The organism is Pseudomonas sp. NPDC089392 (assembly GCF_044749595.1).
In the GTDB taxonomy this organism is placed as follows: Bacteria; Pseudomonadota; Gammaproteobacteria; order Pseudomonadales; family Pseudomonadaceae; genus Aquipseudomonas.
Map to the genome: position 1 here is coordinate 45,223 of NZ_JBIVIF010000039.1, position 15,354 is coordinate 60,576.

6 protein-coding genes are annotated in these 15,354 nt (G+C 63.2%); 5 read left to right on the forward strand and 1 reads right to left on the reverse strand.

What is annotated here, in order from left to right:
- Positions 1 to 113: 113 nt before the first annotated feature.
- The 3 genes from ACIP1G_RS25305 (at position 114) to ACIP1G_RS25315 (ending at position 4,326) form a co-directional block, all read left to right on the forward strand.
- The gene (locus ACIP1G_RS25305; RefSeq protein WP_400741857.1) at positions 114 to 1,097 is read left to right on the forward strand and encodes a flavin reductase; all 984 of its coding nucleotides are present in this window, start codon (positions 114 to 116) and stop codon (positions 1,095 to 1,097) included.
- Positions 1,094 to 2,428, forward strand: coding sequence for a spinster family MFS transporter (locus ACIP1G_RS25310; RefSeq protein WP_400741859.1), 1,335 nt, complete (start codon positions 1,094 to 1,096; stop codon positions 2,426 to 2,428). Before ACIP1G_RS25305 ends, ACIP1G_RS25310 begins: the two co-directional genes overlap by 4 nt.
- 1,067 nt (positions 2,429 to 3,495) lie before the next feature.
- Positions 3,496 to 4,326 (forward strand): DUF2238 domain-containing protein, encoded by an 831-nt coding sequence (locus tag ACIP1G_RS25315; RefSeq protein WP_400741862.1) that lies wholly within the window; start codon positions 3,496 to 3,498, stop codon positions 4,324 to 4,326.
- Here ACIP1G_RS25315 and mnxG read toward each other — a convergent pair.
- Positions 4,292 to 10,114, reverse strand: coding sequence for a manganese-oxidizing multicopper oxidase MnxG (gene mnxG, locus ACIP1G_RS25320; RefSeq protein ID WP_400741865.1), 5,823 nt, complete (start codon positions 10,112 to 10,114; stop codon positions 4,292 to 4,294). The genes ACIP1G_RS25315 and mnxG overlap by 35 nt on opposite strands.
- 671 nt (positions 10,115 to 10,785) lie before the next feature.
- Here mnxG and ACIP1G_RS25325 point away from each other — a divergent pair.
- Positions 10,786 to 12,177: a hypothetical protein gene (locus ACIP1G_RS25325; RefSeq protein WP_400741868.1), complete on the forward strand. Its 1,392-nt coding sequence runs from the start codon at positions 10,786 to 10,788 to the stop codon at positions 12,175 to 12,177.
- Positions 12,178 to 12,212: 35 nt separating this feature from the next.
- Positions 12,213 to 14,504, forward strand: coding sequence for an Ig-like domain-containing protein (locus tag ACIP1G_RS25330; RefSeq protein ID WP_400741870.1), 2,292 nt, complete (start codon positions 12,213 to 12,215; stop codon positions 14,502 to 14,504).
- The last annotated feature ends 850 nt before the right edge of the window (positions 14,505 to 15,354 follow it).

Below are 15,354 nucleotides of genomic sequence, written 5' to 3' on the forward strand. Positions count from 1 at the left end.
CTCGTCCAATCGGACCAGAACCGAGCAAAAGCGTTAGTCCGTTGAGACGATGCCTGGCAAGGCCTGGCGGCCAATACTGGGACCACGAAAAAGCCACCCGCAAGAGGCCAGCCATGGCAACACAACAGATCGGTTTCGACCCTCAGGCCTTCCGTGCCGCACTCGGCACCTTCACCACCGGTGTCACCATCATCACCTCCCAGGCCGATGACGGCTCGCCGGTCGGCATTACCGCCAACAGCTTCAACTCGGTGTCGCTGAACCCGCCGCTGGTGCTGTGGAGCCTGTCCAAGCAGGCCCGCAGCCTGCCGGCGTTCAGCAACGGCAAGCACTGGAACGTGCATGTGCTGTCGATCGAACAGGAAAAGCTGTCTGGCCGCTTCGCCACCCAGGGCGAGGACAAGTTCGCCGAGGTCGAACTGGATAACGGCATCAGCGATGCCCCGCTGCTGCAGGATTGCACCGCCCGCTTCCAGTGCCGCACGGCCTTCCAGTACGAAGGCGGCGACCATGTGATCTTCGTCGGCGAGGTGCTGGCCTTCGATCACAGCGACCGCGCGCCACTGGCCTTCCAGAGTGGCCAGTACGCCCTGGCCACGCGCAAACCGCGCAGCGAGCTGCGCCTGGCTACCACGCCACCGCCGCCGGAATGCAGCTACACCGAAGACCTGCTCGGCTATCTGCTGGGCCGTAGCCATTACCAGGTGCTCAACCAGTTGCGCCACCTGCTCAGCAACCGGCAGCTGGATGAACAGGCCTTCTTCGTGCTGGCTGTGCTGTCGATCCGTGACAACCTGAGCCTTGAAGAACTCAACACCTTCGTCAGCTATACCGGCCACGTGGTCACCCTGGCCGGCATGCGCTTCCTTGAACGCCAGGGCCTGGTGGCCATCGAAGGCGCTGCCGCGCACCCGTGCTTCGTGCTGACGGCCGATGGCCGCGAGCTGTCGTTGCAGCAGGTGGCCCTGGCCAAGGTAGTGGAGGAAGAGCTCGTCGCCAAACTGGGCGAAGCCGACGCGCAGATGCTCAAGGTGCTGCTCAAGCGCCTGATCGTGGTCAGCGACCCCGGCCTGCCAGACCTGTGGGCGCCACGGTGAGCAGCGCCGCGCCTACCCTGCCGGCGACTGCGGTCGGCTGGCGCAGCCACGGCCTGTTGCTGCTGCTGGCGGCGGTGTTTGCCGACAACTTCGTTGGCCGGCAGATCCTGGCGGTGATGTTCGAGCCGATCAAGGCCGAGTTCGGCGTTGGCGACAGCGCGCTGGGGCTGATCTCGGGCCTGGCCTTCGCCGCCGTCTATGCACTGCTCGGCCTGCCAGCCGGGCGCCTGGTCGACCGCCTGCCACGGGTCCGCCTGCTGGCTGTGGCCTGCCTGCTGTGGGCGCTTGCCACGATGTTCTGCGGGCTGGCTGGCAGCTTTGTGGTGCTGGCCCTGGCGCGCATGCTGGTGGCGGTGAGCGAAGCGCCGACCACCTCGGCATCACTGTCGCTGATCGCCGACCTGTATCCGCCGCACCGGCGTTCGTTCGCCATCAGTTGCTTCACTGCAGCGCCGACATTCTCGTCGATCATCGGCCTGAGCATGGGTGCCTGGGTGGTCGAGCACTATGGCTGGCGCACGGCGTTCATCGCTTTGGGCCTGCCTGCCCTGCTGTTCGCCGCCACGCTCGGGCTGCTGGTGCGCGAACCACCACGGGGCCGCTGGGACCTGAGCGCCCCCCCTGCCCCTGCAGTGCGCCTTGGGCTCGGCGCCGAAGCCCGCGCACTGTGGGCGTTGGCGCCGTATCGCTGGCTGATTCTCGCCGGCGGGCTGACCACGCTCGGCTCCTATGCCGTGGCCATGTGGAATACCAGCTTCCTGGTGCGCTCCCACGGCCTGTCGTTGCAGGACGCCGGCATTCTCGCGGGCGTCGTCTGCGGCAGCGCGGCCGGGGTTGGCGGGCTGTTCAGCGGCTGGCTGAGCGACCGCCTGGTGCGCCGCGCCGCGCACTGGCAACTGTCACTGCCCATTCTCGGCCACCTGACCGCACTCTCGGCACTGGCCAGCTACCTGCTGTGGCCCAGCGACCTACTGTTCAACCTCGGCGCCCTGCCGGTACCGGCTGCCATGCTCTGGTGTGCGCTGTACAGCTTCTTTGCCGTGTGGTGGGTGGCGCCGTCGTACAACCTGGTGACACAACTGGTTGCGCCGCAGCGGCGCGGCACGGCGATGGCCCTGCAGACCATCGTCAGCACCCTGTTGGGGGTGGGTGTTGGCCCGCTGCTGACGGGCCTGCTCAGCGACCTGCTGCAACCGCTGTTCGGCGTGCAATCGCTGCGTTATGCGCTGCTGCTGGTCAGCCTGCCGGTACTGGGTGCGGTGCTGCTGTTGCTGCGCACTTCGCTGCACCTCACCGGGCAAAGCCGGCAAGCGGCCTTGCCTGTGGAGTGATGGCGCGTTCAGCGCTAAGGCGGGCAGAGGTGACCTCACAGGATTGACTGGCCCGAAACAGATGTAGATGAGCGGCCTTGTGCCGCGAAGCGCCGCGCGGGCGGCGCTCGATCTGACAGGCAACCAAAATCCCAAGGCAAGCACCCGTCAGCCCCTATTGCTTAACTGACTGGCATTAGGGTTTACCCGCGAATGCGGTGGCGGCTGCGGCGGTGAATGACCGGGGGATATTGGCCGGCAGGCCCGGCCTCTTCGCGGGTGAACCCGCTCCTACAACGGCCTGTGCCGAACCACCAATGTGTGTGTGTGTGCACCACAGATCAATGTAGGAGCGGGTTTACCCGCGAATGCGGTGGCGGCTACGGCGGTGAATGGCCAGGAGTATTGGCCAGCAGGCCCGGCCTCTTCGCGGGTAAACCCGCTCCTACAACGGCCTGTGCCGAACCACCAATGTGTGTGTGTGTGCACCACAGATCAATGTAGGAGCGGGTTCACCCGCGAATGCGGTGGCGGCTGCGACGGTGAATGGCCAGGGATATTGGCCAGCAGGCCCGGCCTCTTCGCGGGTGAACCCGCTCCTACAACGGGCTGCGCCGAACCACGGAGGTGTGTGCACCACCGGTCAATGTAGGAGCGGGTTCACCCGCGAATGCGGTGGCGGCTGCGACGGTGAATGGCCAGGGATATTGGCCGGCAGGCCCGGCCTCTTCGCGGGTGAACCCGCTCCTACAACGGGCTGTGCCGAACCACCGAGCTGTGTGCACCACCGATCAGCGCAGGAGCGGGTTTACCCTAATGCCGGTCAGTCAAGAAAAGGCAAGGTGTTCTCCATGCCTTTAGCAACGCCTATTCGATCGAGCGCCGCCCCCGCGGCGCTTCGCGGCACAAGGCCGCTCCCACATCTGTTTCGGGCCAGTTACTCCTGCCACCTGCGCACTCGCACCCTGGGTGCATGGCTGGAGATTGATGAAGAGCTGCGGCAATGCCGATGTCGAAGGGAACAAACAGGGCGGGCAGAGGTGACCTCACAGGACTGACTGGCCCGAAACAGATGTAGGAGCGGCCTTGTGCCGCGAAGCGCCGCGCGGGCGGCGCTCGATCTTGTAGGCGCCAAAAATGTCAAAGCGAACACTTCCACCCATGCAACTGTCGGCTACAACCGGTCAATCAAGGAAACTTTAGCCACACCGCCAGGCTCAACCGTGCTTAGCCCCGAGTGCAAAGCCATGAACAAGTATCCTGAAAGCCCTATCAGCCCCACTCTGTCAGCCACGCGGAGTCAGGCCGCAACCTTGTTGGCAGTAGCCACGTTGATCGTGCTCGTCTCTGGCATCGCTCCGCTTGACCGAGCAGATTGGCTGGTTGAAAACGTCTTGCCGATGGCGCTCCTGCTGACCTTGGCAACAACCTGCCGGGGTTGGCGCTTTTCGCGCAGCGCTTATCTGGCAATCGTGATGATGTTGGCGATACATGAACTAGGCGCCCACTTCACCTACGCCAAGGTGCCCTATGATGCCTGGCTGCAAATCATCACCGATCACTCGCTGAATAACTGGATGGGCTGGCAGCGCAACCAGTTTGATCGCCTGGTGCATCTGAGCTACGGCTTGCTGTTCGTCTTGCCGATCAAGGAACTCCTTCAACGCCAAACCCCTATGCGCGCTTTTTGGCTGGCCGTGTGCACTATTTCTGTGGTGCTGGCGACATCGGCGCTCTATGAACTCCTGGAATGGATAGGCGGCCAGTACCTGGGCGATGACCGGGCTGAAGCTTTTCTCGCAACCCAAAAGGACCCATGGGACGCGCAAAAAGACATGGCCCTCGCCTTGCTGGGCGCAAGCTTCAGCTTGCTGGTCAAACCCGTCATTGCGCGGTGGCTGGCGCCGGCTCATCGCTGACCCGCAGCAGCCCCCACAGGCCTCCCAGATTGCCGAAGGCCGCATAGTCCCGATATAGGTAGTCGCCAGGTATCGCGTTGGCGCCACCGGCACTGGGGAACATGAAGCTGAAATGCGCTGCCGGCAGTACGCTTTCCTGAGCGCCGATGTACATGGCCATGGGGTTGTAGCCAAAGCGCACCGAACCGATACCCGCGTCTTTCATCGGGTAGCCCCACAAGTCGACGCGTTGAGCCTGGAACGGGTTGAACGCCCAGACATGCCCGTCGAGCTGGAAGGTCGCGCCACGGCTCCCGCCCGAAGGCATTAGCACATGGGTGCGGAACGGCTGCCCCGGCTTGACCCGCAGTATCGGTGTTACCGGGTCGCCACCCACCAGGGTGTTGCTGTAGGCCATGTGGGCGTTCGGGACTGCGCCCAAACCATTGCCACCCGCCTGGCCGAACGGTGCGTCAGGCGCACGGGCAAATCGGTACCACAGGGGCTCGCTCTTGTAGTTGATGGCCATGTCCGAGTTGTCTTTCGGGTCGTTGGGAATGCCCGGACCTTCCGACGACATGTTCTCCACTGGCAAGCCGTTGGCCCAACGCATGTTCAGGGACTTCTGCCAGACCATGATGAAGTCGCGATAAGGGCTTGCCCCCGGCGCCTGCACCGTAGCCGACGCTCGGGAAGCGGCATCCTCCTGCCAGGTGGCGCCTGCCGGCATCACCGACATGGCCGCCACCAGGCCTTTTTGCGGTTGCTTGATCGGGTCGGCCGGCATCAGGTTGAGGCCACCGAACTCGATGGGGGTTGCCTCGATCGTGTCGACGTTGCGCCCCAGTTGAGACCCCACCGGCTGACCGGCACGCTCCAGGTGCCCGGCATAGTACTGATAGGTGCGGCTTGGCCAGGCACCCGTGCTGCCTGCCCGTGGCGCCACGGTCTGCAGCGGGTTGCCGCCGACGTTGAAGCCATCCGACTTGCTCACGTCGTAGGTCAGCAACTGGGCGTGCAGGCCAATGTGGCTGGAGGGCCGCATCAGGTTGTTGTTGAAGGTGGTAGCGCCTTGCGCACCGGCACGGTCACGCTTGACCGTACCTTGCATCACCGCATGGTTCGGCAGGTCCGGCATCACCAACGGCAGGCGGTTCTCCAGAGTGATATTGATGCAATCGCCAGCGGCGGCGCGCAGTACCAGGGGCTCGACGGGCACCCCGGGCTTGAGCTTGCCAGTGGCCGGGTCCAGGTCGGCCTTGCGCACATACAGGATGGCCGTCGGGTCGTGCAACGGGCCGGACTGCCCGCCAATGGTGAAAGTCTCGCCATCTTCAGGGTCGAATACCGTCACCTGCGGCACAGTCACCGGCCTTGGGTTGTATACCAGGGTGCCACCGAGCGTGTTGAGCGGGCCGCCAACATGCTGCCCGGCACCTGCCGGGTCGCCGATGGCCAGGCCCAACGGGTTGGCGAGGATATCGTTGGCCAGCGCTGCAACCACCTCATAGTTACGCTGCACCGTCGTCCGGTTGCCGACGCCAGTTGGATTGGGACTGACACGCGGACACACGCCATTGAAATTGACCGTGTTGCGCGCGGCCACCGGCCTTGGGTTGTTGGGCAGCGGGAACAGGTCACTGCGACTTAGCGAATAGTTGCGCATGATGCCCCACAGGCCACTCCAGTAGCCCTCCAGGGAAGCATCCATGGAATACAGGTAGTCGCCGGTATCGCTGGCCGCACTGGACATCATCGCTACAGGCGCCATGAAGCCTAGCTGCTCGGAAATCGCCACCATTTGCGACGCCTTCCAGCCGGTGTTGGAGCTGTTGCCGAAGCCGCTGCCCGAATGCAGCCATTTCACGCCGTGCAACGTCAGGTTGTGCTCCTCTTCGTGGCCGCCAGCATTCACCCGCAGGCGTACGTTGTCGCCGGTATAGGTGCGTAACAGCGGCGTGAACGGATCGCCCGGCAGGTCCCCCCGGTTGATGTGTTTGGGCAATAACGTGACCCCGCCGGTGGGGCCGGTTGCCGCGGTGATCGCGCTGGGGGCCAGGTTGAGCGCCGGGATCGCCCGGTCGGTACGGTTTTGCAGGGCATAGGCCAGGTCACCGGCCAAACCATCGGCCTGCATGCCACGCTTGCCATCTGGCGCCACTTTGTTTGGGTCATAGATGCGCAACCCCAGGGGCTCATGGCGGTAGTTGACCACGAAGATGCCAGGGTCCGAAGCCGAGATAGCTTGCGGGCACGGCCGCGACGGGCACGTCAGCAGTTGGCCACTGGCAACTTCCAAGACCGACTCCAGCAGGTTGGCGGCTGCCTTGCGCGCAGGCGGGTTGATGGCGTAACGGAAGCTGTCTGCCGTGGCCGGGAAGGCTTGCGCATCAGGAATACCGTCGGGGCCAGCGCCCACGTAGACACCGGCCTCATAGGCGTGCTGGAAGTCGCTGAACTCAAGGAAGAACTCGCGATAACTGTCGTTCTTGTTGTCACCGTCAAGGTCACCGGTCTCGATCACGGCCTGCCACGAAGTCGGGCCGCCGTCCTGGCGCCCAGCCCCGTTATACAAGGCCTCGCCGGTTTCGGCGTGGTACCACTTGGAGCCGGCAGGCTCGGCCAGCACGGTGGCGTACATGCCCACTTGCTGATGGGTCGAAGGGCCAAGGTGGTCATGGGTAAAGATATTGCCCAGGCCACGGTCGATGTTGTGCACGTTCACCACGGGGTCGGCGAACCAGCGTTGCAGCGTGGTGCGCGCACCCAGCCAGTCCGCGCGGTTGAAGCGCCCGAAGTAAGGGTGCTGTTTGGCCACGGGGCAATCCCCGGTGCCTTCGCGTGGGTCGCTGTCCAGGCAATTGTTGAACCGGCGAATGGCGTGGATGCGCTCGACCACGGTGGACGGCGAGAGCACGCCATCCTCGTAGTTCCAGCCATTGGCCGAGCCATCGGCGGCAGTCAGGTCCCACTTGGGCAAGTGGATGTGCTGGCCGATGACGTCGGTTGGCGTACGCACCTGATAATCGTCGAGTTCGTAGACTGAAGGCACCAGGTTGGTGTGCTGGTACATGGTGCAGTCGAAGGTGTTCATGCGCATCACCAACGGTTCAGGTGGGCGCTGCTTGTTGATCACCGGCCACGCATCCTCCCACAGGGAGAGGATACGGGTTTGTGGGAAGTGATAGCCGACCTTGTTGAACACGGCGTCGAACTGGATATTGGCGCCTTTGTAGACGCGCGGGTGGTCGGCACTGAACGGCGAGGCGCCGCTGAACGACTGGGCGTCGAGGCGCTCGCCACTGTTGAAATGGCCGGCGCCGGCACTGCGGGTCAGGCGTTTTTGCCGGTCGTCCATGCACGGTTCGAAGAACGGCGCACCCGCCACGGGAGGCCCGCCGTTGGTCAAAAAGTCGCGCGACAGCAGTTGGCCACTGGGCAGCACGGCGAAACTGGCATGTGATGGCTTGGCGTGGAAGGCCATCGCCGACTGTTCCACCTCGGTGCCCTCCTCGGGGAAATACACGGGTTTGGCGCGTTCCAGGCTCTTGCTCATGTCCAGCAGGCTGGTGGTCACCTGCGCCTCACCGCCAGCCGACCAGCCATCCAGGCCATGGCGAGGCAGGCCGCCATCCCAACCACCGGCCTGGGCCGGGTCCAGCGCCGCCCACAGTGCCTTGCCGCTGCCCTTCAAGGCCGTGGCCGTTTGCGCATCGAGCATGTCCAGCGGTGGCGTCGGCGGGCGTTGGCCGACGGTGCTTTCCAGGCCGCCGATCCAGAACGGGTAGCCGGGGTTTTTCAGGCTGCCATCGGCGTTGCGGTTGGCTTCACTGCGATCGACCAGGGCCAGCGAACCGACCGCTCTCTGCGCAGCTGGCGTTTCGCTGTCGTCACCCGGTTCCTGGCCTTCGGCCAGTGTTGCACCACTCATCTTGGGGATCACCACCACCTTGCCCGGCATCGGCGGCAAGGCCTTGCCCGGCAAGGGCACCACTGCCGGAATGGGCGTGCCGGCGACGATCTCGCCATCAGGCAAGGCCCGGGCGCCCGAGGCTGGCAAGCCACTGCGCAGGGCAAACGGCTGCGCGTGAAAGTCGTTGCTGCCCGCCTGGGTGACCGCCAGGCGCGTGCCCTCTTCGAACACATCATGAATGCGCCACATGGCCCACATGCCTTGGGCGAAATGCGGGTAGAAATGGCAGTGGTAGATCGCATCGCCGACCACCCGATTGCGGTTGCCGGAGCCACCATGGGCGATCTCGTAGGTGTAACCGGAACCTGGGCCGACGCCCTGGGCATCCATGTAGTCGGAGTTGTCATCGTTGGGGTTGAACAGCCACTGGTGACCATGCAGGTGGTAAACGTGTTGCTCGTAACCCACGCTGATGTTGCGGAACTTCACCGCATCGCCCAGGTAGCTGTGGGCGACGTTGGAAGGCTCGGCTGGATACAGCGCCATGCTGGCCTTGACACCGACACTGTCGGCGGGGGGTACCTGGCCGGGCGCCAGCTGCTCAAGCCCAACGTTGGCCGGCACGTCCACCTGCATGGCGATATCACCGGTGGTGTGTGCACTGAGGAAAAATTCCTCATAGGCGCAGGACAAGCAATCATGCATGGGCCCGACACCCACTCGGTTGGCGATGACCTCGGCGCCCATGCCACCGGAACCGTAGTTGACCATGAAGGCGTCGCGAGTGGGGTCGAGCATCTGGCCGAACACGGGGTCGCCCCAGAACCCGGGAAACGCCTGGACAACAGCAGACTGGTCATGGAACACCGCCGCGAAATCGCGGAATGGCTCCAGGCGATTGGGTAGGCTGGGGTTACGCTTGCCCTGGCTTTCAAGTGGGTAGGTTGTGGGCGGAAAACTGCCATCGGCATTGGGCCCCATGATCACTGCGTCTGCATTGCTGGCAATGATCTCGCTGCCGTCGACCATGCTCAGGATCGGTTTGCCAGCCTTGCCTTCTGAAATCCAGGGTTCAAGCACCGGGTAGCGTGCCTGGTAATCGATGACTGGCTGGCCGGCCGGGGTTCGCCCGCGCGTGGCCAAGCGCATCTCTTCTTCGCTGACGGTGTTTTGATAGGCCTGCCCGCCTTTGGGCAGCACCACAACCTGGGCGAACAGGCCATTGCCGACGTTGCCGGATGAGCCCTCGCTACCAAAGGTGGCGCCGTAACTGGTCGCCGCGAAAGTGCCTTCGCGCTCGGCGTAGAGGGTGTAGGTACGGCTTTGCCCTGGCGCCAGCAAGGTGTTGTCGTCGCGCCCGCTGTTGGCGGAAATATCGTTGATCGATCCATATGCCTGCAAGCCGTTGACCTGGAAACCCACGTGGCGGTCGGCGACTTGCGCGTCGACGTGCAACTCACCGTTGGCGGCATTCTCGTGGTCGCCACCCTGGCCATTGGGGTTGGCCTGGAACGCCAGCAGGTTCTGCAGGTTGACCGTCAAACAGTCTCCGGCAGCCACCCGCAGCACCAGTGGGCGCGGCCGCTTGTCCGGGCGCAAGGTGACTTGACCGGGTGTGGCGCTACCGCCTTGGGTGATCAACACGCCATTTGTGTCGACCACATCCCCGCGTAGCGCATACATCATGCCGTTGGGGTTATGCGCTCCGAGCCGGTTGAACATCAACGGCTGGTCCATGGCCACCACATTGGCCACCAAGGTGCGCTGGCACTGCACCGCCGCCTCGGCCAACTCACCACCCGCGAACCATACGCCTGCGAGCAAAGCCAAGCCTTGCGGCCTCCTCAACCAGCAAAGTATGCGATTCAGATCGATTTGAGCGTGTTCGCGGGTCATTTGGGCGGGCCTCCAAGTCAGCACAAACAGGGCTGGCCTCGGAACTCGCAAATATCGCGCCAAGAATAAATAAGCAGCATTTCAACCAGTTGCAAAGTTGCCACCCACAATGGGGGGAAAAGATAAATACCCCCTGCCCGCCCCACCCCGAACTTGTTTCAAACTATGTATGAAAAACCGGCATGCACGCGCGCGCGAATAGTTGTCACAGAATTGTCATCCGTTACAAAAAATCGGAATGCCATCGCCTACCGTATCACCGGCGAAACAGTCGCACGCCTTGAAGGCAGCGCTCCGCGTCCGGGATAACCTCCCCCCACCACTGGGTGTAATCCCCCATTAGTAGCCATTTCGACAAGAATGAGGTTCCATGCGCCCCTTCCGGACACACTTTTAAACAATTAGAAGCGGAGGTTCGAACTGCACTACCGCAGCACGAAATACTGGCCAACCTCGGTAATCGCTGAACTACCTGCGCCGCTCTAACACGGTGGGATTCATTACCCAAACAGTGATCACCCCAACTAATTTCGACGCAAATAATTTGCTGGCGATATCGCGCCTACAACTTTGTCGAGCATTAAACAGGCACGAACGTTGCTGATACCGATTCAGACCCTTTCTGACCGAGCTGCACCATCCAGCGTGCGTCATTTACAGAGGACTGAATCATGCACAACAGATTGACCCTACTGGCACGTTCGATCCTGCTTGCGTCGTTGAGTGGCGGCACGGCGCAGGCAGCCCTCTACGCCGTAGACCCGGGCATCCCGGGAGAGCGCCCATACCCCCTCGATAGCGGGAACAAGACGGGCTATGCCGCGTGGTACCAGGACACCCATGGCCGGGCCCTTGACCTGTGCCTGAGCAAGGCCGTCAGTTCGCGCACGGCCCCCACGCCCGGCGCGCCGGCATACATGTGCATCCTCAACCCCGCACCTGGGGAGTTTGATGACACCCAACCCATCGTCTTCCCTACCAACTATCCAGACGAAACCTTCTGGTACGCCGCCGACGGCGCCATTACCGACGCCGCCAGGGGCATCGACATGGACTACGGCGCGGCCATCGAAGCCGCGTTCAACGGCGAGGTCGCTGACGGCCACCAACTGAGCTTCGCCCGTATTCGCATTCGGGTGGATGTGCCTGTAGCCGGCGTCTACACCGTCACCCACCCCTATGGGGTCGACGTGTTCGACGTCACGCCGGAAACCTTCGCCGACACCGGCGGCACCCGGGCAATCAACATGACCCGCGATATCGGCATCGGCCCAGCCGGCGATTATTACGGCGCGCTGAAGGGAGACATCGGGCCGTTCCTGCGCAGCCTCAATGGCCCTTATACCGAGACCAACCCGGAAACCGGCCAGCAGGAGCGCTACATCGGCGACCCGAATTTGCAGGAGCAGGTGACTGGCAGCCCCTTCAATACCAACTACCTGCGTATCCAGGGCCCCAACGGCATCGATGTCCGCAGCGATACATTCTCGGTTTCCGGCAAGCTCAGCGCCGTGGATCTACCGGCCCCTGCATTGGTCAAGCGTGCCTCCTACTCACGGGGCACCACGGCCGCAGGTGTGGTCGCGCATCAGGATGTGTTCACCATGGCCCCTCCGCCGCCCGGTACCGCCAACTTCCTGGACAGCGCGGGCACTGGCGTGACCATGACCGAAGCCAATTCGACCGGAAGCTGGTATGGCCAGTCGATCGTCAACCCGTCGCTGCCGGCGACCCTGCAAGTGACTGTCGACAACCATCTGGCAATCCCTACCCTGCATGCGCCAACCACCGTGCCTGTGCAACTGACCGACCTGGTCACCATCCGCCGCGCCGAATACAGCCGCAGCACCGGTCGACTGACCATCGAGGCCTCGACCAGCGACCGTATTACGCCGCCAAAACTGACCGCCTACGCCGGGAGGAGCGGCGCACTGATCGGTGAACTTGCCGGCGGCGCCGACCAGTCCCTGGCGCCTAACGCCGGCACCGTCCCGCCGGCGAGCATCCGGGTGACTTCGGCAAACGGCGGTAGCGATACTGAAGAAGTGGTCATCGTCCAGTGACCCATCCGAATTCGGATCAAGTGCCAGGAGGTAACATGAACAAGTGGCCACGCTTCATATTCAATACACTGAGCCTGTCCATCGCCATGGTGGGCGGTGCCAACGCCGCGCTGCAGGGTTTCGACCCGGGGCCCTACACCCTCGCCACCGGCCGGTTCCCCATGTGGTATCAGGACTTCAACAATGTAAAGCTGGAGCTCTGCCTGTCCAAGACCGTCAGCTCCCGCGCGCCGGGTACTGCAGCCGCCCCCGGCTACATGTGCACCATTCCCGCAGAAGGCACTTTCAACCCCGCCGAGCCCATCATCTTCCCCAATAACTGGCCAGGTGAAAGCTTCTGGTTCATCACTGACGGCAGCGTCGGTGACAGAACCTTCGGCATCGAGCAATACGTTGCAGCAATGGAAGCGGTGGCCGGCGAAGGCGAGATCATCGATGGCGAACAGCACAACTTTGCCCGCATCCGTATCCGCGCCGCCGTACCCACTGCGGGTATGTACACCGTGCGCCATCCGTACGGCACCAAGGTGTACGTGGTTGCCACGCCAGGGCGGCGGGCGATCAACGACACCAGTGATATCGGCATCGCCACGCTCAACTACTCGGGGGCCTTGCAGGGTGGCATCGGGCCGTTCCTGTATAGCGCAACTGCCCCCAATAGCCTGACCAACGAAGCCGGCATGGAAATCGCCCGCTACTTCACCGAGACCAACCCGGAAACCGGCCTGCTGGAGAGGTTCGTCGGCGACCCGAACCTCCCTGACCAGGTGCGCGGCAGCCCGGTCCTCGATGCCGAAGGCAACCCGCAGAACTACCTGGAGATCTCCGGCCCTGCGGGCACACTGCGCACCAACCTGTTCACTGTCTCCGGCAAGATCTACGACGACCGCACCCAGACGCCGGTGGAAGTGGAACGCATCACCTACCAGCGCGACAGCAGCGGCTCGCAGGTCGAAATATTTGCCGACTCGTTCCGTACCAACGGCAGTACCCAAGCAGCGACGCCGGCTGCATCGACAGTGTGCTACCGCACCACCCTCACCCTTACCGGCACACCACCAGGGCCGTGCCTGCCCAACGCGAACCTGCTGACGGACAACAACGGTTACTTCTACACCAGCTTCGCGACACCCGCCGCGCCGCCATCCGTGGTGGTACTGACAGCCAGCGAACTGGGTGGTGAGACCAAACCCACCACGGTCTCACGCACGCCTGTCGACGTGGTGAAAGTCAATACGGCTCAATACGACCCGGCCAACCACCGCCTGACCATCACAGCCAGCTCCAGCGACAAGGTCCTTAACCCTGGCCTCGTCGCCCAGGGCTACGGCCCTCTGCCAGCTGACGGAACGCTGGTGGTCAATGACCTGCCGCAGCCACCGGAAAGCGTCACGGTCAAGTCGGCGGCCGGCGGAGCGGACAGCGAACCGGTGACCGTCGCCGGCATCGTCGATGTACCTGCCGACAACCAGAAACCTCTGGCCGTGGCGGATACTGTTAGCACCAATGCGGGTGTACCGATCACCATCAACGTGTTGGCCAATGACAGCGATCCCGACAACAACACACCGCTGACCATCGGCAGCTTCGTTCCGCCAGCGGCCGGCCAGGGTACGGTGGCGCTCAATGGCAACACCAGCCTCACCTATACACCACCGGCCACCGATGTGCCACTGCAGGCAACATTCAGCTACATCGCCAGGGACAGCAAAGGCCTCGATTCGGAGCCGGCAACGGTCACGGTCAACGTGAGCCCGAACCCGGTGCCGGTCGCCAATAACGACACTGCAGCCAGCCAAGGCGGCACGCTGACGCTCAACGTGTTGCTCAACGACGCCGGCAGCACGCCATTGACCGTCGTCATCCTGTCCCAGCCGGCGGCTGGCCAGGGCAGTGTCAGTACCGACGGCACTGTGGTGACCTACACCGCACCGCAGAATGTCACCAGTGCCTTTGCCACCACCTTCACCTACCAGGTGCGGGATGCGTTCGGAACACTCTCGGCACCGGCCACCGTCACTGTGCAAGTCACACCCCTGGTAACCCAGGAGACCTTGGCAGTGACCAGCGCCGTGGCACGGGCACGCGCCAACGACCGCTTCACCTGGGACCTGTCCGGGACCTCCTCGGCGGTGGTCGGCAATACCATCACCGTCCAAGTCACAACCGCTAACGGGCTGGTCACGCTAGGCACCGCTACAGTGCCGATCACCGGCCGCTGGCGGTTCTCGGCCACCACCACGACCGTGGTACCGAGCGCTAACCCGACGGTCACGATCCGGTCCTCGCTTGGCACCGTGCGCACAGTACCGCTGGTGGTCCAGTAGCAAGTCGCCCCGCCTCCTTGATCAGGAGGCGGGGCTCAGCACCTGGATGCGGAACCAGGAACCAAGCGAATTTCCACCACTTTTGCGCCGCTACACACCTTAGTAGAATTCGCTCGTCACTCACCTGAGCTAGCGCTATGTCGCGAATCGTAGCTGCTTCATTTCTTGTAGTTCTGCTGTCCCAGCCAGCCATGGCGCAACAGGCATTTCAGTGCGCCGGTGCTACCGTCACGATTGGCGTCGACACGACTTTGCCCTTGCGCTCGACAGAAGGCGCGGATGTCATCCTGCGCGTAGAGCGAGGCCCACGCTCAACCCTCTTGAGGTACAGCGGTGTCGATTTCGTGGGTGGCGCATGCGATAACGAGGCGAACAATAGCGCCCGCATCATCTACCAGGCTGTCTGCGCCGGTAGCGGTTGCGACGACTCATCGAACTGGGGAGTGATCAATCCCGAAACCTTGCAAGCGCTACTGGTACCTGCGGCCGGTAACCTGGACGCGGCCAGTGCCCTGCTGGGGCATCGGCCGGTGCTGAAAGGAGGAAGGCTCAGTGTAAGTAACGAAGCGCACCGGCTTGGGTTGCCTACGCCATAGCGCTGTCGCGCATAGAACAGTGGCCATCGTGGGAGCGGCGGTGCGGCGATCCCACAGGATCGAGCCAGCTACTTTTGCGTGGTGCCTGATGTATTTGTCTGAAGATCTTCAGCGCCTATGAGATCGAGCGCCGCCCGCGCGGCGCTTCGCGGCACAAGGCCGCTTGTGTCTTGATAGGGGATTAGAATCTGGAGTGAGAGCGGTGAATGGCCAGCTGAATGCCGCAGGTGCCTTGAGCACGAGTGGGAGCACAA